Annotated in this window: 19 protein-coding genes and 1 pseudogene; 12 read left to right on the forward strand and 8 right to left on the reverse strand. The window is 70.8% G+C overall.

Annotation, left to right across the window (positions count from 1 at the left end):
* The first annotated feature begins 176 nt into the window (after positions 1-176).
* Together WMF42_RS17450 and WMF42_RS17455 are read left to right on the forward strand one after the other, a co-directional pair.
* On the forward strand, positions 177-1076 hold the full coding sequence (locus tag WMF42_RS17450; RefSeq protein ID WP_420894946.1) for an esterase/lipase family protein: 900 nt from the start codon (positions 177-179) through the stop codon (positions 1074-1076).
* A gap of 15 nt (positions 1077-1091) precedes the next feature.
* Positions 1092-2135 carry a lipase secretion chaperone gene (locus WMF42_RS17455; RefSeq protein WP_437693238.1) on the forward strand — a complete coding sequence of 348 codons (1044 nt, stop codon included), beginning with the start codon at positions 1092-1094 and terminating at the stop codon, positions 2133-2135.
* A 12-nt stretch (positions 2136-2147) separates the two neighbouring features.
* Here WMF42_RS17455 and WMF42_RS17460 read toward each other — a convergent pair whose 3' ends face one another.
* Entirely contained in the window at positions 2148-2387 is a 240-nt protein-coding gene (locus WMF42_RS17460) for a hypothetical protein (RefSeq protein ID WP_233561044.1), read from the reverse strand.
* 61 nt (positions 2388-2448) lie between these two features.
* Between WMF42_RS17460 and WMF42_RS17465 the strand changes: the two genes are divergently transcribed.
* The 3 genes from WMF42_RS17465 to WMF42_RS17475 all read left to right on the forward strand — a co-directional run bounded on the left by WMF42_RS17465 (position 2449) and on the right by WMF42_RS17475 (position 3881).
* Positions 2449-2658, forward strand: a complete 210-nt coding sequence (locus WMF42_RS17465; RefSeq protein WP_233561043.1) for a hypothetical protein — start codon at positions 2449-2451, stop codon at positions 2656-2658.
* A gap of 295 nt (positions 2659-2953) precedes the next feature.
* Complete coding sequence (locus WMF42_RS17470; RefSeq protein ID WP_437693240.1) at positions 2954-3157, forward strand: hypothetical protein; 204 nt, start codon at positions 2954-2956, stop codon at positions 3155-3157.
* A gap of 217 nt (positions 3158-3374) precedes the next feature.
* The gene (locus tag WMF42_RS17475) at positions 3375-3881 is read left to right on the forward strand and encodes an SPW repeat domain-containing protein (protein WP_061605881.1); all 507 of its coding nucleotides are present in this window, start codon (positions 3375-3377) and stop codon (positions 3879-3881) included.
* A 23-nt stretch (positions 3882-3904) separates the two neighbouring features.
* Here the strand turns inward: WMF42_RS17475 and WMF42_RS17480 are convergent, their stop codons facing one another.
* Positions 3905-5458 carry a GMC family oxidoreductase gene (locus WMF42_RS17480; protein WP_437693242.1) on the reverse strand — a complete coding sequence of 518 codons (1554 nt, stop codon included), beginning with the start codon at positions 5456-5458 and terminating at the stop codon, positions 3905-3907.
* A gap of 140 nt (positions 5459-5598) precedes the next feature.
* On the opposite strand from WMF42_RS17480, the gene WMF42_RS17485 reads away from it, so the two are divergent.
* From WMF42_RS17485 to WMF42_RS17495, 3 genes are all read left to right on the forward strand, one after another.
* On the forward strand, positions 5599-5943 hold the full coding sequence (locus WMF42_RS17485) for a hypothetical protein (protein ID WP_061605879.1): 345 nt from the start codon (positions 5599-5601) through the stop codon (positions 5941-5943).
* Between the two features lie 204 nt (positions 5944-6147).
* Positions 6148-8001 (forward strand): serine/threonine-protein kinase, encoded by a 1854-nt coding sequence (locus WMF42_RS17490; RefSeq protein WP_437693244.1) that lies wholly within the window; start codon positions 6148-6150, stop codon positions 7999-8001.
* Between the two features lie 178 nt (positions 8002-8179).
* Positions 8180-8743, forward strand: a complete 564-nt coding sequence (locus WMF42_RS17495) for a hypothetical protein (protein ID WP_155798017.1) — start codon at positions 8180-8182, stop codon at positions 8741-8743.
* Between the two features lie 36 nt (positions 8744-8779).
* Here the strand turns inward: WMF42_RS17495 and WMF42_RS17500 are convergent, their stop codons facing one another.
* The 5 genes from WMF42_RS17500 to WMF42_RS17520 all read right to left on the reverse strand — a co-directional run bounded on the left by WMF42_RS17500 (position 8780) and on the right by WMF42_RS17520 (position 13571).
* Positions 8780-9166: an AgmX/PglI C-terminal domain-containing protein gene (locus WMF42_RS17500; RefSeq protein ID WP_233561041.1), complete on the reverse strand. Its 387-nt coding sequence runs from the start codon at positions 9164-9166 to the stop codon at positions 8780-8782.
* Positions 9167-9217: 51 nt separating this feature from the next.
* Positions 9218-9733 carry an OmpA family protein gene (locus tag WMF42_RS17505; protein ID WP_155798016.1) on the reverse strand — a complete coding sequence of 172 codons (516 nt, stop codon included), beginning with the start codon at positions 9731-9733 and terminating at the stop codon, positions 9218-9220.
* Between the two features lie 566 nt (positions 9734-10299).
* Positions 10300-10683: a hypothetical protein gene (locus WMF42_RS17510; RefSeq protein ID WP_437693247.1), complete on the reverse strand. Its 384-nt coding sequence runs from the start codon at positions 10681-10683 to the stop codon at positions 10300-10302.
* A 63-nt stretch (positions 10684-10746) separates the two neighbouring features.
* On the reverse strand, positions 10747-12453 hold the full coding sequence (locus WMF42_RS17515) for an amidohydrolase (RefSeq protein ID WP_437693249.1): 1707 nt from the start codon (positions 12451-12453) through the stop codon (positions 10747-10749).
* Between the two features lie 74 nt (positions 12454-12527).
* On the reverse strand, positions 12528-13571 hold the full coding sequence (locus WMF42_RS17520; protein ID WP_437693250.1) for a c-type cytochrome: 1044 nt from the start codon (positions 13569-13571) through the stop codon (positions 12528-12530).
* 222 nt (positions 13572-13793) lie between these two features.
* Here WMF42_RS17520 and WMF42_RS17525 point away from each other — a divergent pair, with 222 nt between their 5' ends.
* From WMF42_RS17525 to WMF42_RS17540, 4 genes and pseudogenes are all read left to right on the forward strand, one after another.
* Positions 13794-14954: a kelch repeat-containing protein gene (locus tag WMF42_RS17525; RefSeq protein ID WP_199693460.1), complete on the forward strand. Its 1161-nt coding sequence runs from the start codon at positions 13794-13796 to the stop codon at positions 14952-14954.
* Between the two features lie 140 nt (positions 14955-15094).
* Positions 15095-16842: pseudogene (locus WMF42_RS17530) on the forward strand (ATP-binding protein); the annotation flags it as partial.
* 1926 nt (positions 16843-18768) lie between these two features.
* Positions 18769-19095 carry a DUF6968 family protein gene (locus WMF42_RS17535; protein WP_437693253.1) on the forward strand — a complete coding sequence of 109 codons (327 nt, stop codon included), beginning with the start codon at positions 18769-18771 and terminating at the stop codon, positions 19093-19095.
* Positions 19096-19473: 378 nt separating this feature from the next.
* A complete protein-coding gene (locus WMF42_RS17540; protein WP_437693255.1) occupies positions 19474-20574 on the forward strand; it encodes a hypothetical protein in 1101 nt (366 codons plus the stop codon).
* A gap of 198 nt (positions 20575-20772) precedes the next feature.
* Here WMF42_RS17540 and WMF42_RS17545 read toward each other — a convergent pair whose 3' ends face one another.
* Positions 20773-22302 carry a hypothetical protein gene (locus WMF42_RS17545; protein ID WP_437693257.1) on the reverse strand — a complete coding sequence of 510 codons (1530 nt, stop codon included), beginning with the start codon at positions 22300-22302 and terminating at the stop codon, positions 20773-20775.
* Positions 22303-22315: the final 13 nt, after the last annotated feature.

The following is a 22315-nucleotide window of genomic DNA, read 5'->3' on the forward strand; positions in this document are numbered from 1 at the left end:
ATTCCAGCAACTCACGCGCTGCACTACCTCCCACCGTCACACCCGCTCGAAATCGAGAGAGAGTCGAGAGAAAACGAGGGACCGGACGTCGATTGCGGGTTGACGCATTGCGCTGTGCGGCAGGAGCGCTCGTGGCGCTGCTCTCGCAAGGATGCATTGCGTCGACGGGTGAGCCGGTGGAGGCGGAGGGCGCCGAGATCGGCGAGGGCGCGCTGGCGCTGGAGAGCTACGCGCAGACGCGGTATCCGATCGTGCTCTGTCACGGAATGGCCGGTTTCAAGGCCATGTTCGGTGTGGTCGACTACTTCGGCGGGATCGCGTCGACGCTGCGCTCCGGCGGAGCGGAGGTGTACGCCACGGCGGTGCCCCAGTTCGACAGCACGGAGGCGCGGGGGGAGGCGCTGCTCGCGCAGGTCGAGGACATCGTGGCGCGCACCGGGAGCGGGAAGGTCAACCTGATCGGACACAGCCATGGAGGGCTCGACGTCCGGTATGTCGCCGCGGTGCGGCCCGATCTCGTCGCGTCGGTCACCACCATCGGCTCGCCGCACCAGGGGGCCGAGCTCGCCAGCTACCTCCAGGACAACCTGCGGGACGGCGGGGTCACGCAGGGGGCCCTCTCGTTCCTAGCCAACAGCCTCGGCGCGGTGCTCAGCCTGCTCAGCGGGCGCTCGACGCCTCAGGACTCGATCGCCGCCGTGAGGTCGCTCTCCGCCGAGGGGATGCGCGCGTTCAACGCACATTATCCGGCCGGGCTGCCCGCCAGCCGGTGCGGGCAGGGCGCCGGGGAGGAGAACGGCGTGCGCTTCTTCTCGTGGTCGGGGACAGGGATCCTCACCAGCGTCGTCGATCCGACCGACCTGACGCTCGGCCTCATCTCGAAGCTGTATTCGGAGTCGAACGACGGGTTGGTGGGCAGGTGCAGCTCCCACTTCGGAGAGGTGATTCGCGACGATTACGGGATGAACCACCTCGACGAGGTCAATCAGCTCTTCGGATTCATCAACCTGTCTGGCCCGAACCCGAAGTCCGTGTTCCGGTCGCACGCGAGCCGGCTCAAGAACGCCGGCCTCTGAGCCGCGGAGGGCGTCATGGAGCGTCGTGGGAAGAGGGGGCTCGTCGCGGCGATGGCGCTCGCCGCGCTGGTCGGCGCGGGGTGGCTCGCCGCGGGCGAGCGGCAGCGGCTGGCGCCCGCCGCCCGGTCGAGCGGGGCGGCCGCGCCCTCCCGGCGCAAGAGCGTTGTGCCGGCGCTGTCGGTGTCGCCGGCCCCCGCGCGCGTCCAGCGGGCGCTGTCGGTGTCGCCCGCGCCCGCGGCGGCGCCGCCGACGGCGCCCGCGCCGCGCTCGCTCCGCGGCACGGACGTCGACGGCGCGGTGATCGTCGACGCGCACGGCGACCTCGTCATCGGCCCCGAGATCCTCGCGCTGTTCGACCACTTCCTCACCGCCACGGGCGAGGAGCCGGCGGCGGTGATCAGGGCCCGCATCGTCGCGGCGATCCGGGAGCGGGCCGGGGGGCGGGCGGCGGACCAGGCGATCGCGCTGCTCGACCGGTACCTCGGCTACCGCGAGGCGGCCAGCGCGGAGCTTGTCGCGCCGGAGGCCGATCCGGCGGCGCGGCTTGCCGCGCTGCGCGAGGTGCGGCGCGCGCACTTCGGCGAGGCGGCCGCGACGCAGCTCTTCGGCGACGAGGAGCGGGAGGGGGAGGCGGCGATCGCGCAGGCCCGCATCCTCGCGGACGCGACCCTCTCGCCCGACGAGCGCGACGCGCGGATCGCGGAGGTCGAGGCGACGCTCCCCGAGGACATCCGCGAGGCGCGGGAGGCGGCGGTGCGCCCGCTCGTGCAGCAGGCCGAGGAGCAGGCGCTCCGGGAGGCGGGCGCCTCGGACGAGGCGCTCCACGCGCACCGGGTCGCGACAGTGGGCGCCGAGGCAGCGGACCGGCTCGCGGCGCTCGACAGGCAGCGGGCGGCGTGGCAGGAGCGCGTCGACGACTTCGCCGGCGCGCGCGCCTCGATCGAGGCGACAGTTGTCGATCCGGAGGCGCGGCGCGAGGCCGAGGAGGCGCTGCTCGCGGGCGCGTTCACGCCCGAGGAGCGGCTGCGGGTGAGGGCGATCCTGGGCCTGCCGCCGTGACGAGGGGCGCGGCTACATCGCGCCGTGGATCGAGAGGCCGAGTCCGTCGGGGCTGACGAGCGGGGCTGCGCCCACCTGGAGCACGCGGCCGTGCTTCATTGGCACGCGCAGCCGCGCCGGCATGGCGACGCCGCCGAGCAGCATTCCGAGGCCGACGGCCTGGCCGACGCCGAGGACGGAGAGGCCGATCGCGCCGGCCGCGGAGGGATGCGCGGTGCCGAGGTGGATCCAGGGGCCGGCGAGGGGGATCATCAGCGAGGCGGGGCTGGGCGCGCGCTGATCGCGGCGCGGGGCGAGGGAGCAAGCGCATTTTGTGCACTGCGACGCCATCCGGACCTGCGGCTTCTCCAGGGAAAGGCCGGCTGCGGCGATCGCGGAAGCGGTCCAGAAGCCGCCCAGGGTCGACGCGCCGGCGATGATCCAGCGCCGCTTCTGGGGGTTCGCGGCGTACGTGGCGTGGGTGGCGGGCGCGGACGGCTGCGCGGCCCGCTGCGGCCTGACGCTGCCTTGCGCCGACGCCTGAGGCGAGATGGCCTGTGTCGCGTCGGCCGCGGAGGCGCTGGAGAGCCCGAGACAGACGCCGATTCCGAGGAGCCCGGCGAGCCCCTGGACGACGCCTCTCCCTCTTGTTGACCCACGTCTGTTTCTCCCCGTCTTCGAAGTCCGCATGATCCCCTCCCGGTGCCACAACGCGCACCTGCGCAGGAGAGAGCAAGCTCCGGGCCCCTGTGGAGATGGCGCCGTGGAGGAAACCCGAGCGGCGCTGGAGGGGGCGAGGTGCTTGACTTTCGAGAAGACCTACGGAGTTTCATGTGCACATGAAGCGGCGACTGTCGCGCAGGCCAGGATCGAGGCCGAGCGCCGCGCGCAACGTCGACCGCGTGACCGAGGACGGCAGATACGGGATCGTCGGGGAGAGCAACCTCGAATTCGCGGCGATCGACTGCCGGCTCGGCCGGAAGACAGCGCAGCTCGCGCAGCGCGGGGAGCCGAACGCGCTCCTCGAGGAGAGCCTCCGGTAGCGGGCGTCGACCGGGCGAGAGCAGGGCTGCTCGCGCAAACAGGTAGGCGTACGCTCCCGCGGCAGGAGGGGCCTTCTCTCCTTCGATGAGCGATGGATCACGATCTCGTGGGACGAGAGGATCGAGGCCAGGCGAGCGAGCGCGGCCTCGATCGGGTGTTCCACGGCGCCCGCTCGCGGGTCCACGGATTGCTAGGGCGCGAGGCGGGAGGTTTCTCATGACGCAATCCGCCATCTATCCGAGCACCGAAGAGTTGCTGTCCCCCGAGGTCACCCGCCCCGGCGCCGCCGCGCCGGCCGTCCAGGAGAACGCGGCGATCCCGTCGAAGCTGCTCTTCGGCGTCCTGCCCATCCGGCGCGTCGTCCCCCAGGACGTCCACTCCGTCCTCGACTACTCGAACGGCCTCATGGTGGCCATGGCCGGGCTCGCCTCCAACCGTCGTGAGGCAAAGATCGCCGGTGCGATCCTGGGCGCCTCGGTCATCTCCGTGTCGTTGCTCACCGATTACCGGCTCAGCCTGGCGAAGCTGATCCCGATCGAGGTGCATGAAGTGCTGGATTATGCGTGGGGCGCGGCGGTGATCGCGGCGCCTTTCGCGCTCGGGTACACGAAGCGCGCACGGCTCGCGGCGATGGTCCAGATCGCCACAGGGGCCGCCAACATCCTGGGATCGATGTTCACCGACTACCGCGCGGCGCGGGGGCGCATGCAGTCGGCCACGTAGGCGCGTGGACCAACAGGCAGGCTCTACGCCGCCCCCTCGCGGAGCCACTCGCCGAACCGCTCGCCGATCATCAGCGCGGTCAGGTTCGTGTTCACGCTCGGGATGGTCGGCATGATGCTCGCGTCCGCGACGATCAGCCCCTCGACGCCGCGGACGCGCCCCCGCCCGTCGACAGCGGCCGCCGGGTCCCCCTCGGGCCCCATCGGGGCCGTCCCGCACGGGTGGTAGCCGGAGCCGCAGCTCCGGTAGATCCATCGCTCCAGCGCCTCGCGCCGCATCAGCGTGCGCTCCGTGGGCCAGAGGAACCAGCCGAGCTCGCGCATCGGCGCTGTGCGGGCGACCTCGTACGCGAGCTGCATCGCGTCGACAGCGCGCGCGAGGTCGTCGCGGTCGACGAGCATGTTCGAGACGATGCGGGGCCGCGCGTGCGGGTCCGCGCTGAGGTGCTCGATGCGGCCGACGCCGCGCGGCTTTCCGATGCAGCACGCGATGGCGAACGCCGGGATCGTGAGGCGCGGGTGCAGCGGGAAGAACGAGCCCGGCTGGAGCTGCATGTCGTTCGGATAGGCGCTGCCGCGCGACGTGTAGCGGAGCACCGTCTGGACGAGCGGCTGGCGCAGGACGTCGATCAGCCCGCGGCGGCGCGGCCACAGGCCGATGGCGGCCCCCGGGTGATCGAGCAGCCGAGCCCCCACGGCGGGCACGTCGGAGACGAACGGCACGCCGAGGCGCGCGAGCTCTGCGCGCGGCCCGATCCCGCTGCGCAGCAGGATCCCCGGCGTCGCGATCGCGCCCGCGCTGAGCACCACCTTGCGCGTCGCGACAACCTCGACGCGCCCGTCCGTCTCGATCTCGACCCCCTCGACGCGGCGGTTGCGCACGAGCACCCGCCGCACCGTCGTGCGCGCCCGGAGCCGCAGGTTCTCCCGCCGGCGGACCTCGGCGGTCAGGTAGCAGCGCGCCGCGCTCATGCGCTGGCCGTCGATCTTGTTCATCGCGTGCGGCCCGACGCCCGCGACCTCGCGCGGATCGTTCGTGTCCGCGCACACGGGGTGGCCGAGCGCCCTGCACCCGTCCACGAACGCCGCCTGCCAGGGCACGAGCTCCTCGCGCCGGGCGCGGCGGATGGGCACCGGGCCGCCCTTGCCGTGCCAGGGCTCGCCGAAGTCGCTGTCGTCCTCGAGGCGCTTGAAGTAGGGCAGGCAGGCGTCAAAGCCCCACTCGGGCAGGCCGAGCGCGGCCCACTCGTCGTAATCGTACGGCTGGCCGCGGATCGCGATGCACGTGTTCACGGCGGACGAGCCGCCCACCACCTTGCCGCGCGGGAAGAGGAACATGATCTGCCCGGGCGTCGGCCTGTGGCGGTAGCCCCAGTCGTGCGCGAGCCACGAGTTGCGGGTGCCGTCCCGCAGGTCGGCGGGCAGGCGCTCGAGGTCCGGGTAGTCCGGGCCGGCCTCGAGCAGCAGGACCTCGCGATCGGCGCGCTCGGTGACGCGCGCGGCGATCACGGCCCCGGCCGAGCCGGCCCCGACAACGACGAGCTCAGCGGCGCTGTCCGGGCGGGACGAGGACGACAACGAGGATCGCAACACCTTGGAAACACGACCTACACGGGATCGCGTCGTCAGGCAACGTGCCCTGGAAACTGTCCACGCCGTATCACTGCCGTGCAGTCGCAGAGCGCCGCGCGCGGCGCGCGGCGCGCCCGGGAGGTCCATTGGAAACACCGAGGTTCATACAGGGTGTCTATGCGTTCGAGGGGCAGGGCCTTGAGCGGCCGGCCCCCCTCCGCCCCGCGATCGGATACACAGTCCCGCGGGACAGGCGCGCGCAGCTCATCTACCTGCGCGCGGGCAACTCCAGCGCCGAGCTCATCTACCTGCTGCTCGCGCGCGACGGCCACCCGATGCGCTATTTCCCCGTCGGCGCGAAGGCGGCGATCCACGTGCCGCTCGTCATCGTCGAGGACATCGACCCGGAGAGCGTGCTGGAGCTCTCCGTCGGCGCGCCCGAAGGGGTGCGCGGGCTCGCGACCATCGACATCGGCCTGGCGGAGATCTGAGCCATGAGCTCGACGCGGAGGCGGGAGAGGCCCTGAACGACGGCCGGCGTCTCGAGACGTACCCTGTCCGGCTGAGCGCGACGAACCCGATCGCGGTGAGGCTGGTGAAGGTCGAGAAGGACGGGGGGCTGAGCGCTCCCGGCACGCCGGGGGCTTCGTGGCGCCCCCTGGAGCGCGCGTCCGGGGGTACGCTACCGGGGCGCGATGCGCGGCATCGCCGAAGGGTCCCCTCTCGCCATGTTCCACACAACGACAGCCGCACCGCTCGCTCCCGGCACGGTCCTCGGGGGCGACTTCCGCATCGTCCGGCCCCTGAGCCAGGGGGGCATGGGCGCCGTGCTCGTCGCCGAGCAGATCTCCACGGGCAAGCCGCGCGCGGTGAAGCTCATGCACGCGCAGCTCGCGCAGGACCCGCACTTCCGCGAGCGCTTCGAGCAGGAGGCGAGGGTGGGGGCGCGCATCGAGAGCGACCACGTGGTCGAGGTGGTCGCCGCGGGCGTCGATCCGGCGACGCAGACGCCCTGGCTGGCCATGGAGCTGCTCGACGGGTCCGACCTCGCGGCGGTGGTGGCGCAGCGCGGCCCGCTGCCGCCCGACGAGGTGCGCGAGCTGATGGGGCAGCTCTGCCACGCGCTCGCGGCGGCCCACCGCGCGGGCGTCGTGCACCGCGACATCAAGCCCGAGAACGTCTTCATCGCGCGGCCGCGGCAGCAGAACGTCCGCTTCAAGGTGAAGGTGCTCGACTTCGGCGTCGCGAAGGTCGTGGCCGAGACGCGGGCCACGTCGTCGATGACAGCGTCGGTCGGGACGCCGCTCTGGATGGCGCCCGAGCAGACAGAGCTCGCCGCGCAGGTCACCCCCGCGTCGGACGTCTGGTCGCTCGGGCTGCTCGTCTTCTACCTGCTCACCGGGCGCCTCTACTGGGTCGAGCCGGTCCGCGGGCCGAGCGCCTCGGTCATGTCGCTGATGCGCGAGGTGCTGTTCAACCCGCTGGACCCGCCGTCCGCCCGCGCCGCGCACCTCGGCTGCCCCCACGTCATCCCCGCCGGCTTCGACGCCTGGTTCGCCCGGTGCGTCGCCCGCGACGCCCGCGCGCGCTTCCCCGACGCGGCGCAGGCCATGGCGGCGCTCGACCCCGTGCTCGCCGCGGCCGCGCACGGGCCCGCGGGGTCGCACCGGCCCCCGGCGCCGCCGCCCGCCCAGCCAACGCCGGCTCTGCCGGCCTACCCGGGGCCGACCCACCCGCCGGTCGCCCGCACCGAGGTCGGCGGCATGGTCGGCGGCACCTCCGCGCTCGTCCCGGTCCCGGCGCGGCGCAGGATGCCCGTGGGTCTCCTGCTCGCGATCGTCGTCGGCGGGCTGCTCGCCGTCGCCGCCGTCGTGGCCCTGGGCCTCGTGATCTACCAGCGCCTGAGCGCGACCGAGGGCACCGTCACAGCGCCGCTCGTGCCGTCGTACGGGGGCGCCGGCGCGAGCAGCGCTCCCGAGCTGGCCGGCACGTACGACATCACGTCGTCGCGGAACCCGGGCGGGCAGGGCAGCTACGCGGGCAACGTCCTCCTGTCCAGGAGCGGGGACACGTACCGGATCGCCTGGATCATCACGAAGGGCGCCGGGTACGAGGGAATCGCGCTCGTGCAGGGGCAGACCCTCGCCGTGGGCTGGGCGAGCGGCGGCCCGTACGGCGCGGCCGCCTACCGCATCGACGGCGATCGCCTCCGCGGGCAGTGGATCTCGACGGACCGGCCTGGTCAGATCGAGGTCGAGACGCTGCAGGGGCCCGAGGGCCTGACCGGCAGCTACCGCATCGTGGAGGGCGCCCGCAAAGGGACTGTCGTCCTCGCGCCGGCGGGCGACACGTACGCGGTGACCTGGACGCTGAGCACCGGCACGCTGAAGGGGGTGGGCCTCCGCTCGGGCGACCAGCTCGTCGTGGGCTGGTCGCCGGGCCAGCCGGTCGGCGTGGTGAGCTATGCTATCGAGGGCAGGCAGCTCGCGGGGCGGTGGGCCACCCTGGGCAGCACGCAGGCGGGGGTCGAGGCGCTCTTGCGGCGGTGATCCCGAGAGGCGCTGGCGCGCCGCGGGCGTCGGCCTGACACGCGTGCCATGGGTCGCCCCGGCGCGCGTGGTGCAAGGCCCCTGGACAGCGGCTCTCTTGCGTCCGCGCACGTGGCCTGCCCATTGCTACGCCGTCGCCTCGATCCACGGCGCTTCCGCCGGAGAGAGGATGGCCCCCATGACTCGATCCCTTTCTTGCCTCGTTCGACTCGCCCCCTGCGCGCGCAATGCCGTCGCGCTCGTCGCCGTGCTGGCCATGAGCGCCGCCGCGTACGGCTGCGTCACGCTGAGTTGCACGGAGGTAGGCTGCAACGACAGCTTCTCCATCATCACCACGACGGCGGACAGGAGCTGGGCAGCGGGAGAGTACGCCCTGGAGATCTCGGTGGACGGCGACGAGGTGTCGTGCTCCTACACCTGGACGAACACGCCCCAGCCCGGCGGAGGCGGCGTGTTCGTCCAGTGCAGCGAGACGGTCACTGTTTCGCTCAATGCAGCGACACGCTGCACGCAGACGACGAGCGGCGACGCCATCTCGCAGTCCTGCACCCCGATCCCCGGCCAGTTCGTCCAGGGGATCGCGGTTCGCGGCACGCCGGCGCGCGTCGATGTCGTGGTGCGGCGGGACGGCGCCGTCGTCGGAGAGCGGAGCTTCACCCCCCAGTACCAGGTCTCGTACCCGAACGGCGAAGCGTGCGGGCCCGAGTGCCGGGGGGACGCGCAGGAGTGGGAGCTCCCGTAGCCGCGTCCTCCAGCGATCGGCGGATCGACGTCTCGGCTACGCCTTCGGGGACCGGGGCGTGAACTCCCAGACGAACTTCCCCTTGCCCTTGTTCTCGTCCGCCGGCGTCAGCACGAGCCCGTCGATCGAATCGACGACGCACTTCGACACCTCCTTCGAGGCGGTGGTGCCCGCCTCGTCGACGACGAGGTCCGTGAGGCGGCCGCTGTCCTCGAGCACGAGGAAGGTGACGGTGACCTTGCCCTCGGCGCTGGGATTCCGGGCGAGCTCCGCGTCGTAGCACGCCCGGATCTGCTCCTCCCGCGTCGCGAGCAGCGCGGCCGTGTCGTCCCGGTACATCTCCGGGCTACGCAGGGCGAAGGAGCACCCCGCGGACGCGCTCGACGAGGCCACCAGGACAATTCCGAAGAGCCATTGCTTCATGCGCGCCTCCTTGCCGGGAGCAGCATTCGTGGTTCGACCCAGGACCAGCATCTATTGCTCTCCCCCCGCGGCCTTCGCGGCGTCCTGCTCGACGATGTTGAACTCGACCCGGCGGTTCTTCTCACGCCCCTCCTCCGACTCGTTGTCCGCGATGGGCTTGGTCTCGCCGTAGCCCTTGGCGGTGAGCATGCCCTGAGCGATCCCGTGCTGGACGAGGTACTCCATCACGGCCTTCGCGCGGCGATCCGAGAGCCTCAGGTTGTGATCGTCCGATCCATCGGAGCTCGCGTGCCCCTCGATGGCGATCTTCTTGATGTGCGTGTGCTTCTTGATCGTGTCGACGACCTCGTTGAGAAGGCTGTGCGACTCCGCCCGGATCACCGCCTTGTCGTGCTCGAAGAGGATCTTCTCGTTGATGACGATCTGCTTCTCCGTCACCTCCACGCGCTTCTTCTCGGGCGGGGGAGGCGGAGGGGGCGCGGGCGGCTGGCCCACGATCGTGAACGCCCGTCCCCCTTCGAACGCGGTGACGCCGCCGCAGGCCGTCGCGCCGAGGCTCACGCCCACGAGCAAGGCGAGGGCGAGTCGAGGCGAGAGGCCAATGGGTCGCCGCGACGCGCGATGGGCGCCGGGCCAGGAGCGAGGGCCGGGACGGCGCCTCGCGCTTCGGTTGTCGAAGAGTTCGTTCATGGTCGAGACTCCATGGGCCGCTGTCACGGGCCCAGGTCGCTGGGTGGCGCGCTCAGCGCGAGCACGACGAATCCCGCCGAACCGGGTGGGGTCGGCTCGCAGGCGAGCTCCATGCCGCGCACCCTAGCCCAGAACGTGCGTGGCGAGCTAGCCTGGACTTTCACCAAATGGCCCCACGCCGCCGCGCCTGCGACACCCTCGCTGGCCCTTGTCCCAGCGCGGGGAGCGGCTTCGCGGCTCTGCAGCGCGAGCCCCTCCGAACCGGGCGCACAAATTTCGCGCCACGGATGGGACGGGCGGCCGGCAACGCTCTTTCGATGGATGCGCCGGTGCGCTCCGCGCGCTCCGGCGGCTGCGGCGCGGAACCGCGGGGTTCGCGCCGCGCCCGGCGCCGGCGCGAGCCCCGAGCCGCCCCGCTCGCCGCGGGCACGCCTGAACACCGCTCACCGCGCGCCGAACCTCACGTCGAGGTCCGGGTACTTGCGGGCGAGGTACTCCAGGGCCAGCCACGTGTGACAGTGCCGAACGTCGGGCTGGCGCGCCGTGGGGCAGTTGCAGCCGAGGAAGACGTCGCCTTGCCGGGCCTCCTGCGCCAGCTCCTCGAAGCGCTCTGCTTGCTCCGCAAACCGCTCATCGAGCACCGCGATGTAGGCGGCGCGAAACCGCTTGAAGCCTGCCTGCGAGGGGTCGGACAGGAACTCTTCGACGATCTCCGGAGTGGGCCTCAGGATGTGGTGCGTGTGTTTGCGCGTGTCGTACCGCTTGCCTTCCGGCAGCGGATCGCCCTCCGGACGGTGCCCGCGAACGATCTGGTAGCGTGCAAGCATGCGCTCATTCCTCCTTTCGTCTGCGTGGACTTGACCTGTCATGGTGGTCGGACGAGGCGCCGCTCAACGCGCCGCGGGCGCGCGCGCCACGCGGCCGCCCACGACCACCATCTCGATCGGCGTGTCGACGAGCGAGCGATCGGGCGAGAGATCGCGGCCGAGGACCGTCAGATCGGCCACGTAGCCAGGCGCGATCCGGCCCCGCTGGCCCTCGGCCCAGGCCGCGTACGCCGGCGCCGCGGTGAAGGCCAGGAGCGCCTCGTCGAGGTCGAGCCGCTCCGCGGGCATCCACCCGCCCGGGGGCTGGCCCGAGAGGTCCTGCCGGGTCACGGCCGCGTGGAGGCCGAGCAGCGGCGAGACCTCCTCCACCGGGAAATCCGAGCCGAACACGAGGCGCGCGCCCGAAGCGCGCAGCGACCGCCAGGCGTACGCGCCCCTCAGGCGATGGGCGCCGAGCCGCGCGGGCGCCCACGCCATGTCGCTCGTCGCGTGCGTCGGCTGCATCGAGGCGATCGCGCCGAGCGCCGAGAAGCGCGGCAGATCGTCGGGCGAGAGGATCTGCGCGTGCTCCACCCGGAACCGCAGCGCCGCCGCTCGCCCCGGGCCGAGCGCCTCGAACGCGTCGAGCACGGCGCGGTTGGCGCGGTCGCCGATCGCGTGCACCGCGAGCTGGAAGCCCGCGTCCGCGACGAGCCGCGCCGCGCGCGCGAGCGCCTCGCGGTCCATCAGCAAGAGCCCGCTCGTCGAGGGCTCGTCCGCGTACGGCTCGAGGAGCGCCGCGCCGCGCGAGCCGAGCGCGCCGTCGGCGAAGAGCTTGACCCCGCGCAGCACGAACATCGCCGTGCCCGTCGCGTCCACGTCGGGCGCGCGCCCGCTCAGCCCCTCGAGCCTCCCTTCGCCCGCGAGGTACGCGTGGACGCGGATCGGCAGCCGCCCGGCGGCGGCGAGCGCGCGGTAGACCGCCGCTGTCTCGTCGTCGATGCCCATCTCGTGCACGCCCGTGAGCCCGGACGAGAGCGCCTCCTCGGCCGCGCGCAGGATGCGCCGCTCGCGCACGGCGGGCGGGTCGCCCGGGATCCTGGCCTCGACGAGGCCCATCGCGTTGTCGACGAAGACGCCCGTCGGCTCGCCCGCCGCGTCGCGCAGGACGCGCCCGCCCGGCGGATCCTGCGTGCCCCTGCCGACCCCGGCCGCGCGCATCGCCGCCGCGTTCGCCCAGAGCGCGTGCCCGTCGACGCGGCGCAGCGCCACCGGGTGCTCCGGCGCCACCGTGTCGAGCGGGGCGTGCGTGGGGAACGCGGCGCCCGGCCAGAGGTTCTGGTCCCAGCCGCGCCCGGTGATCCACTCGCCCCTCGGGCGGGCCTTCGCCGCCTCGGCCACGAGCGCCGCCGCCTCCTCGGCGCTCCTCGTGCCGCGCACGCTCAGCGTCTCCAGCGCGACGCCGAGCCCGTAGAGATGGGCATGCCCGTCGACGAGCCCGGGCACGACAGCGCGCCCCGGCAGCTCCACGACGCGCGTCGCCGGCCCGACGAAGGCCTTCGTGTCGGCCGCGCTGCCCACGAAGACGATCCGCTCGCCGCGCACGGCGACCGCCTCGGCGCGCGGCTTCCCGGGGTCCATCGTCCGGACGACGCCGGCCGTGATCACGAGATCTGCGGGCATCACGGGAGTCGAGGGCGCCGCCGTCGCGGCGGGCGGTCCCGGGGAGGCGCAGCCGAGGTTGAGGCTGCCGACGAGGCTCAGGAGCGTCGCTCGGAGCACGTTCGACATGAGCGCCACCCTAGCACCCGCGCGGGGCGCGCAACGGGGGCCTGCGCCGCGCGCCGATCAGGCGGTCACGCCGGTTATTTCAGGTAAGCGCCGCAGCGCCCATCGCCGCTCTCGACGTCCTTCGCCGTCGCCTTTCCGGGAGGGAACGCCCCGCGATCGCAGAGGGCCGCCAGGATATCGAGGAGCTCCTGCGCCATCTCCTTGCCTGTGCTCCCGCGGACCTGACGGCCCATGGGCGAGCCCGGCTGCCCATTCAGGATCTTGTGCCAGTCCTCGTACGCCTTCTGCCGCGCGTGCGAGCCGAGCGAGTAGGCGCCGTCGTCGAACAGCATCTTCGTCCCGTCGTCGCCGTGGCACGAGGCGCACCGCTCCTTGATGAGGGCCTTCCCGCGCGCGGCATCGCCGCCCGCCAGGAGCGCGTAATGCCCCTGGGCCGGCGGCTTGATCGTGAAGATCTGGTCGGGGTGCGGGAGCGCGCCGTCGCGGACGCCGATCACGAACGCGGCCATGGCCTCGATCTGCGGGGGCGTGAGCGCATCGCCGTACGCGGGGATCTCGCGATCTCCCTTCGTGAACAGGGCGACGAGCTCCTCTTGCGTCTCGCGTCCGCCGAGGAGGTTCCGCGAGACGGCGTATCCCTTCGCCATCGCGCTCGGTCCATAGATGCCCTCGCGCCCCTTGAGATCCCAGCCGAAGAAGTTCTTGAGCCGGTAATCATGGCCGGCGTCGTTGTTCATCGCCTCCCCGGATCCGAGCTTCAGCGTCCCGTTGCCCGCGGGGCCGCCTTGACCATCCAGGACCCCTTGGGTCTTCGGGCTATCGGGGACAAAGGTCGAGAACGGCGGCTTTTTCCCATAGAACTTGTCGAAGAGCCGGCCGCCGAGCGCCGTGTCGACAGCGGGCGTCGCCGGCGTGGGCGGCGTGGGGGCAGGGGTGGGCGCGGGAGCTGCGGAGTCTGCAGGCGGCTGGGTCGGCTCCTGTGCCGGGGTGGCAGGGCCGCAGGCGGCTGCGCAGGCGAGGAGCGCTGGAAGCGAGGCCGAGAGGGTAACGCGACCCACGGCGAGCGCGCGGGAGCGGGCACGGACGAGCACGACAGACTCCTGGAGAGGGGGATTCACGGGGCCACTGTATTCACCTCCGGCCCAGCGCCGCAACGGCGACGGCAGCCCCGTCGTTCCGGGAGCGAACGAGCGGCCGGTACGGATCCTCCATCGCCGGCCTGCGGATCCGCGGCGCGCCGCGCAGCCGTTCGAGGGTGTCCAGCAGGCTTCCAACGGCGCCCTCCTGCATGCTGGCGCGCCGCGCTCCGTCGAGCGTTCATGCGTAAGGACCGTTCTTGTTTGCTCGCATTGTCCGTTCTCCTCGCCGCGTGCGGCAGCTCCCCGGCGGATACGCCGTCGGAGGGCAGCGGCGGCGCTACCGGCGCCGGGGGGACCGGCGGCGCCGGTGGAACTGGCGGAACTGGCGGCACCGACGGGATCGGCGGCGCCGGCGGCGCCCCTGTTGCGGAGAGTCTCACCTGGAAGAAGATCGACGCGGCCGGGCCGTCCGCCCGGACCGCCACCGCGATGGCGTACGACGAGCAGCGCAAGGTGGTCGTCCTCTTCGGAGGCCTCGAGTGCGCGGACTTCCCCGATTGCACGATGGAGAACGACCTCGAGGATCTCTGGGAGTGGGATGGCTCGACGTGGACGCAGATCGACAAGGCCGCCGTATGGCCTGGTCCCCGCAGCCGCCACGCCATGGCGTACGATCCGCTGCGAGGGCAGGTGGTCCTCAACGGCGGCGGCGGCGGCATGATGGGCTGGAACGGCTCCACCTGGGAGGAGGTCACTGCATTCTGCAATTTCGGTTGCCCCCTTGACCGAAAAGACCACGCGCTCGCGTTCCACAAGGGCCGAGGCCACCTCGTCGCCTTCTCCGGGGTCGGCTCCGCCCTCAACGACATCTCCATCTCCGTGCGGGCCGACTCCTACGAGCTGATCGACGACTTCTGGCACCCCATCGACGGCGCGGAGCACCCCGACGGCCGCGTGGGCTCGCAGCTCGCCTACGACCCCGTTCGTGACGTCCTGTGGCTCTTCGGTGGTTCGTCCGAATACTCCGCGAGCTTCGACGGGTATCCCAACGACGTATGGGCGCTCGACGACAGCGGCTGGCATCAGGCGAACGCGGGCGGCACGCCAGGGGACACGCTGCCCTGGGGGCGACGACAGGCCATCTTCGCCTGGCATCCTGCGCTCCAGCAGGCGGTCCTGTTCGGCGGATTCAGCTATCCTGTCACGCAGACGGTGGAGCCGCTCCACGTACCGGAAGCCCTGTCCGTCTGGACGTGGGACGGCGACACATGGCACAACCGGCCGGACTGGTTCTTGAAAGACGCGTTCCGCAGCGACCAGGCAGCCGCGCAGGACCCAAGCACGAACGGGATCGTGCAGTTCGGCGGCGAGAACTTCGTCGAGAGGCCCACCGCGGACACGCACGTGTTCGGCCCGCTCTGAGCGCTGATGCGCTCGCCGGGCGCGCCCGGCCATCCGTGGACGAGGCAGGCTCCGCAGGAGCCCAGGAGCGCCGTCGCCCTCATCGCCGGCGCCGGTTGCCCGAGACCTTCGACGCATCCGCAGAGTACAGTGGAACGGCGATGCGCGCTTCGGCCCTCGTCGAGGATCGGTTTGAGATCGAGCGGCTCGCCGGCTCCGGCGGAATGGGCGACGTCTACCGTGCGCGCGACCTCCTTTCACCGCGACCTCAAGCCGAGCAACCTGATGCTCGTGGGTGGCGCCATCGAGCGCGCCACCCTGCTCGACTTCGGCATCGCGCGCGACCTCCGGCTCGCGCGGAGCCTGACGGCGCCCGGCGCGATCGTCGGCACGCCCGGGTACATGGCCCCCGAGCAAGCGCGCGGCGAGTCGCCGGTCGACGCCCGCGCCGACCGTGGAGATCACGACCGCGGAGCGCCGGGTCATGTGCGTCATCCTCGCGGCGGACGGCAGCGCGGAGGTGGAGGCGACGCTCTCCGAGGCCGAATGCGCCTCTCGCACCGAGGCGCTGCGCCACATCGCGGCGCGCCACGGCGGGCGCCTCGATCTCCTGCAGTCGCAGTGGCTGCTCGTCGCGCTCTCTGGCGCCGAGGCCCCGATGGATCTCGCCGCGCGCGCGGCCCATTGCGCGCTCGCCCTGCGCGCGGAGCTCGGGGGCGTGCCGGTGTCCGTTGCCACGGGTCTGGCCGAGGTCGCCGGGCGCCTGCCTGCCGGCGCGCTGATTGACCGCGTCGTGCAGCTCTTCCCGCAGCGCCCTCGGGCGCCGGAGCCGGGCATCCGGCTCGACGGCGCGCCAGCAGGCCTGCTCGCCAGGTCGTTCGATGTGGAGCACGTGGCCGATGGCGCCTGGCTCCGTGGCCCGAAGGCGGAGCCGGACACCGTCCCGCGGCTCCTCGGCAAGCCGACGCCCTGCCTGGGGCGCGAGCGCGAGCTCGCGCAGCTGGCGGCCGAGTGGCGCCATTGCGTGGACGAGCCGTCCGCGAGCGCTGTGGTCGTCGTGGGCGCCCCGGGCCTCGGCAAGTCGCGTCTGGCCTGGGAGTTCCTCCGCGCCCTCAGGGAAAACGGCGACGCACCCGAGATCTGGATCGGCAGGGCCGATCCGATGGCCGCCGGCTCCGCGTTCGGCCTGCTGGCCCAGGCGCTCCGCCGCGCCATGGGCATCCTCGACGGCGAGCCGCTGGAGGTACGGCGGCGCAAGGTGCTCGCCCGGGTCGAGCGGCTCGGCGGGCTCGGGGCCAAGGCCCGGCACGTCGCGGCGTTCCTCGGCGAGCTCGTGGGGGCGAGGTTCCCCGAGGAGGGCGACGTGCAGCTCCACACGGCGCGGCAGAGCTCGATGCTGATGAGCGATCGCCTCCGCGAGGCGTTCGAGGATTTCGTCTGGGCCGAATGCCAGCGGAAGCCGGTGATCCTCGTGCTGGAGGATCTTCACTGGGGCGACCTGCCCACGGTGACCCTGGTCGACCGGGCGCTCCAGCACGCGAGGGACCTGCCTTTCTTCGTGCTGGCGCTCGCCCGTCCCGAGGTTCACGAGCTCTTCCCCGCGCTCTGGAGCGAGCGTCACGGGCTCCGGATCGGCCTTGCGCCGCTGCCGCGGCGCGCGAGCGAGCGGCTCGTGCGGGAGGTGCTCGGCGACGCCATGGATGCCGCTCAGGTCGAGCGGCTCCTTGCGCGCGCCGAGGGCAACGCGTTCGTGCTGGAGGAGCAGATCCGCGCGGTGGCCGAGGGCAGGGGCGAGGGCATGCCCGAGACGGCGCTGGCGCTGGTGCAGGCGCGGCTCGAGGCGCTGGACGTCGAAGAGCGACGCGTGCTGCGGGCGGCGAGCGTCTTCGGCGAGACGTTCTGCAAGGGGGAAACGATTCGGAGACGCAGAAATGATTCTGAATGGTTCCGAAGGGTTGGCTGCTGTGCCCGGCAGCCGTGGCGGCGCGCGCAGGGAGGCCGGGGGAGCTGTATGGGGCCATGGGCGCGCACCCGTGCCGGTGCTGGCGGTCGCGGGTCGTCATCGGCGCGGCTTCGGATCGCTACGCCTGGGGCACGCGCTCGGGGCTGTGGTCGTTCACCATCCAGCAGCTCGACAAGGAGGAACTCGGCGCGGCCGCCGTCGGGCACATGGGGCCGGAGCCGATCGGCGCGGTTCCGCGGCGCGGCGGGGGCGTTGGTTGGCTGCCTCTCCACGCCTAGCCGGCGTCGAGGCCCCGGGCACGAACTCGGGGCCGCCGTCGTCCACCTGGGCACGCTCGAGGACGTCGCAGACGTCGAGGCGAACGTCGGCCAGCTCGGCGCAGTGACTCTCCACCTGGCCGACACCGGAGCGACGCTGGCAACGAGCAGCTCGAGGGCGAGCGTGGCGCCGTCGCCCATGTGGCCGAGCCCAGGAGTGGCGCAGGCGAAGAGGAGTGCGGGCGCGAACTCGGCGCAGCCCCTCTCCGCCGCTCCGGTCGTAGAGGCCGAAGCGCATGCCGGGAGCACGGTGCCGCTGCCATCGTCAAGCGCCATCGTGCGAGGCGCAGCGGATTTCTGGGCGAGGGCCGTTCGCCTGCCAAGTGGTTGACGAACACCCCAGTGGTTGGCCGAATGCGCACCCGCGCGCGCCCGGGACGGTCGATACCTCCAGTTGAGTCCGACTGGCCGATTTTCTCTTTGACGTCCACGCCACCGGTCCGGAAAATCGTCCGTATCCCTACAGTGTGCGAGGCGATTTGACCCGGGCTTCCGCCATGTCTATGTGCTCATACGGCAAGGTCTTCGTGCTCTGCGCTTGTGGGCTCGCCGTTGTCCCGGCGCCGGCACAAGCCATCGAGGTCAGCGGAGGCGTGAGTGTGGGTGGGATCCAGATCGGGACCGAGCCAAGACTTGCGGTGAGTCCTTTCGTCGGATGGCTCTGGCGCAGAGAGAAGGATTTCCGCATCGAAGTGCACAACATGCTCAGCATCGTCCCAGGCGCACGTGTAGGCGTCTACGATCGAACGGCACTCACTCTTGGTTACGTCACGAAGACAGGCAATGTCAGTCTTGGGCCGTCCCTTTCGTTCTATTCGATGCCCGTGTGCGGGATCATGATCTGTGACCGTGTGATGGGACTTGCTCCAGGTGGCCGCGCACAATCCGACTGGTTCGTTGCTGGGCGCCTGGGCGCGTCCGTGAGCGTCAATGTAGACTGGGCTGGCGGGAGTAGCCTCGTTCTTCCTGATGGCTGGGTCGTGATGGTTACCGCTGGGCCTATTTGGAGGTTTGGTGGGGAGTCAAAATGAACAAGTTGGTAACTGTTCTATGTTTCTGTCTGGTGGGATGCAACTTCGATGTCGGAGACTGCTACCTCCGAAGTGAGGGCGAGGGAGGTGTCGGCGGTATCATCATAACCGCGACAGGTGTCGGCGGCTACGGCTTCGGCTCGACGGGGTCCGGAGGCTTCGGGCCCGTACCGCCACTGGAGCCGCAGGACATGGATCCGTCTCCTCCCGTCTGCAACATCGTGACCCAGAGCCCATGCAACGAGAAGTGCCAGGCGGACTACGAGGCTGATTCTGTCGCATGTGGCAAACCTGAGAGCGAAGCGCAGCGAAGGGCATGCGGTGATAGTGCCTATGTGAAGTATCGTAGCTGTCGGGAAAGATGCGAAAACAACCCTTGCCTGAAGATTTGCGAGGAAAGGGCGGAGGCTTGCGAGGCGGAATGTCGCAAACTCCCTGAGGCGGATAAGCCGGCTCGCCGGAGATGCTGGGAAGCGTGCAACAATGCTTATGCTGAATGCATCAAGAGATGCAAGGACTGATCAATGAGCGCTCATACGGCCACCAGAGCGTTGACGCGCACGCTCCAAATGACACTGGCCGGCTCGAGCGACGTTCACGATATCGTCGTTCGTGTCTGGCTTCCAGAGCGAGATCCAGCTCCAGGCGGGGACTTTCGTGCACTGGTTGAGATTGACGGATTCGATGTTCCGTATTCTCGGCATTTTTGCGGCGTCGACGAGTTACAAGCGTTCCTCGCAGGGTGCTGGACTGTGCCGCAAATCCTAGCCATGCTTGCCCCAGCCGGGGCCAGTTTGACATGGCTCGGCGAGGGCGACCTCGGGTTCGGGACTTCTTCTGCAATCCCTTGAGGGGCCGCTGACAGTCACGCGAAAGCGGACGAGGCGCCCGTACTTCCAGAACGCGCCTGTTCGCGCGCGCCGCCACGTGGTGATCGCACTCGCGCATGAGTGCTCGCTCGTCCTCAGTGTCGTTCCGGTGCAGGCAGACGCATCCGAGCTGAACGCCGGAATTGACTTCGGGTGGCTCCAGGCTGGCACCGGATGGTGAAGACGAGCCGCCAGCCTCCATGGTCGCTTCGGCTTTCAGGTTCCTGGCGAGTTGACCGTTCGACCGGAGGCCCGGAGCGTCCTCCTAGACGTCGTGGAGATCCGCGCCGACGTCCGCCTGTTGTAGAGCCCGCTGCTGGATGGATGATGCAGACACATCGGTCCAAGGATGGGGAGTCCATGAAGCACAGTATTGATGAGCTGCTCGATGTCGTCTATCGATACTATCCCCGTGGGGTTGGGATGATGGATGACGGCGATATCGACGTCCAGCGATGCATGGAAACCGAAGAGCACGACAGGCTGGTGCGCGCGCGGATCCAGGCATCGAAGGGCGACCGATGGCGCGACCTGCGGCGTCGCATCCGAGACGGATTCCCTGGTAGGTTCATGAACCACTCGCTGCATCTCCCCGCCGGAGGCTACGACGCCTGTTACTCTTTTTCGATCGACATGCCGGAGTCTACGGGGCGAAAGCTGTGGTTCCATGTGAGCTTTCTGGTCCCGTACTACATCGTCCATAGCGAACGCGCGATCAATATCGTGAAGCGAACGAGGGACTCGTTCTCGGTCAAGTTTCTAGGGCTACATTTTATCGTTCCGCGCAGCCCGTTCGATCCGAGGTTCGTCGCTCGTCATGACGATGGACGAAAGTTTGCCATCGTCAGGAGAGAATATGCCACCTTCGATCTGTTACCCGATGAGCAGCCATGCGCGGAGTGGATTTCCGGCGATATCGAAGCGACCTTCGGGGGCGAACGCATGCCGCCGGAGATCGGGACCGTGCTCGTGCCCGATGTGATGCCGGGCCTGCGCCTCCCCGGGGAGGCTAGACTCTACGATTGCCTTTTCACGGACCAGCACAGGTGGGTGGAGCCATCTCCGTCCGATGAACCGGCACCTGGCGTCCAGGTCGAAGCGAGCAACTTGACACAGCCGCTCATCGCGGTGCTCACGGTGCTCGCGGCGCTCTACTGCATCGTGTGGCCCCTGATGCCAGAGATGCAGAGCGGTTCCTGCTACCGCGTGGTGGAGACGGATGGAGTGCTTCGCAAGGACGAGTTGCTCGACGGGCTCGCGAAGATTCGCGTGCTCCTCGACCCGCCGATGACTCCATTGGGCATCGCTGCGAAGCGCGAGTTTGAAGCTGCCACCCGTGAGCTCGAAGCGCTGGTCGCTTCGTGGGACGGTGAAGGCGAGCCGCCGGCCGCCATGGTCGCCTGGGCCTCGAGCTTCCTGGCGAGTTGGCCCGTGAACTCGGAGCCCGTGGCGTCGTCGTAGCACCACTGCTGGAAGTCGCTCCGAACAGCAGAAAAGCCGCCGAGATCGCCAAGAGGAGAGCCGAGGGGGCGATCCCGGCATGTCCCCTCCTACTCCCACGGTTTCTTGGCGTCGCGGCGGTTCGCTTCGCTGCCTGCCCTCCTGCAATCGTGGCAGCCGTCGTGGAGTCCGTGCCGCTCTCCCAGGACGTGACTTCGGCTATTCGGGAAAGCGAAGCGTCGGGTGGGCCTTGCCGCTCTCTCCCACCGTCGTGCTGCCATCGTGGCTCCAGCTCGTGCCGCCCTTGCCCGGCTCGCCGGTCTCGATGGTGACGCCCTCAAGAGTGAGCTGGTCCTCGTCGAGGTAGGCGATGCCGATCGAGTCGCCGCCGCGCCCTGGGCCGCCGTAGCCGCCGGGCCCACCGTCGCCTCCACGGCCGCCGAGACAGGAGTAAAACCCATCCCCCAGCGCTCCACCCCGTACGCCTCGGCCGCCTCGGCCGCCTCGCTGGGGTTCCCCGCCGTCGCCGCCCCTGCCGCCGAAGTCCGCCGTGATCTTGGTGTCGCGCACGGTCACCCGCGCGTTAAGCGCGAGGACGGCGATGGACGGCTGTCCGTTCGCTCCGCCGCGGCCACCTCGGCCTCCGCAACCGCCGGCCCCTCCCGAGCCTCCTCCTGGGCCTCCCTTGGAGGCCACGCCGCACAGGGCGAGCCCGCCCCGACGACCGCCGCCCCCGCCGCCGCCCTGGCCCGGCGTGCCCCAGGTCCCTGCGCCCCCCGTGTCGCCCTCCCATCCTGTCTCGGTGAGGCGTCCGATACCCTTGCCGGGCGCGCCCTGCGTCCCCGGAGCCCCCGGGCCTCCCTTGGATCCGACATAGCAACTGGCGTTGTCCTGCTCTGCGGTACCACCGCGTCCCGAGGGCGAAGCGTCGGCGGGCTCCCCGTCGCCTCCATCCTCGGCGCTGTCGGGCAGCCCATCCCCTCCCTTGCCGCCAACGCTCGTGAGCCCGCTCTCGCACTCGTTCACGGCCGCAGGCCCGCCGGCAACGACGGTCGCCGAGCACGCGTCCCCACCGAAATTGCCATCCGGTCCGTCCGGTTGGCTGTACTGCCACGGCTCACCGGCTGTGCCTCCATTTCCTCCGCGGGTGGAGATCTCGCTCCGCAGGATCTCCACCACCGTGTTGGACTGAATGAGCACGCCGACCTCGCCCGCCGAGCGGACGTAGAGATCGGCGAGCGTCGACACCCCGTCCGCGGCCCCCCTGTCCTCGGGGCCCGCGGGCTCGACGATCACCATGGGGCCGAAGACCGTCTTGTGAGAAAACGAGGACTGTGGGATTCGGGGGTCGCGATTCCATCGCCGGCAGTCGAAGCCTCCGAGGAGATCCACGCCGGAGGGCATCCTGATCTGAGTCACCTCGAATCCGTCGTTGCAGATGAACACGCGCCCTCGTCCAGCGCGCGCGAGCTCGACGGCGCGCTCGACGGTGAACACCGGCTTCGCCTTTGTGCCAGGGTTCCCGTCGTCGCCCCCACCCAATGCTCCGGCAACGAACACGCCGCAACCGTCGTCGATGATATCGGCAGCGACGTGCTCGACGCAGACCGACTCCGGCGGCGGCTCGTCCACGCACGAGGTGCCTTCACAAGGCGTCACGCCAGGGTCGTTCACGCCGGGCGCAGTTCCGCAGCCGATCGCCCACGGAGACAGCAGAAGGACCAAGGTCGCTGCGGTGCTCTTGCTCATGTGCATCTCCTGA

Origin of the sequence: Sorangium sp. So ce176 (assembly GCF_051519835.1) — a bacterium.
GTDB classification, from domain to species: domain Bacteria; phylum Myxococcota_A; class Polyangia; order Polyangiales; family Polyangiaceae; genus Sorangium; species Sorangium cellulosum_G.

Bases quoted from the DNA above. Each gene is read 5' to 3' on its own strand.
- WMF42_RS17455 (WP_437693238.1), top strand. From the start codon at position 1,092: ATGGAGCGTCGTGGGAAGAGGGGGCTCGTCGCGGCGATGGCGCTCGCC.
- WMF42_RS17460 (WP_233561044.1), bottom strand. From the start codon at position 2,387: ATGATCCCCCTCGCCGGCCCCTGGATCCACCTCGGCACCGCGCATCCC.
- WMF42_RS17470 (WP_437693240.1), top strand. From the start codon at position 2,954: ATGAAGCGGCGACTGTCGCGCAGGCCAGGATCGAGGCCGAGCGCCGCG.
- WMF42_RS17475 (WP_061605881.1), top strand. From the start codon at position 3,375: ATGACGCAATCCGCCATCTATCCGAGCACCGAAGAGTTGCTGTCCCCC.
- WMF42_RS17490 (WP_437693244.1), top strand. From the start codon at position 6,148: ATGCGCGGCATCGCCGAAGGGTCCCCTCTCGCCATGTTCCACACAACG.
- WMF42_RS17495 (WP_155798017.1), top strand. From the start codon at position 8,180: ATGACTCGATCCCTTTCTTGCCTCGTTCGACTCGCCCCCTGCGCGCGC.
- WMF42_RS17500 (WP_233561041.1), bottom strand. From the start codon at position 9,166: ATGAAGCAATGGCTCTTCGGAATTGTCCTGGTGGCCTCGTCGAGCGCG.
- WMF42_RS17510 (WP_437693247.1), bottom strand. From the start codon at position 10,683: ATGCTTGCACGCTACCAGATCGTTCGCGGGCACCGTCCGGAGGGCGAT.
- WMF42_RS17515 (WP_437693249.1), bottom strand. From the start codon at position 12,453: ATGTCGAACGTGCTCCGAGCGACGCTCCTGAGCCTCGTCGGCAGCCTC.
- WMF42_RS17535 (WP_437693253.1), top strand. From the start codon at position 18,769: ATGAGCGCTCATACGGCCACCAGAGCGTTGACGCGCACGCTCCAAATG.
- WMF42_RS17540 (WP_437693255.1), top strand. From the start codon at position 19,474: ATGAAGCACAGTATTGATGAGCTGCTCGATGTCGTCTATCGATACTAT.
- WMF42_RS17545 (WP_437693257.1), bottom strand. From the start codon at position 22,302: ATGAGCAAGAGCACCGCAGCGACCTTGGTCCTTCTGCTGTCTCCGTGG.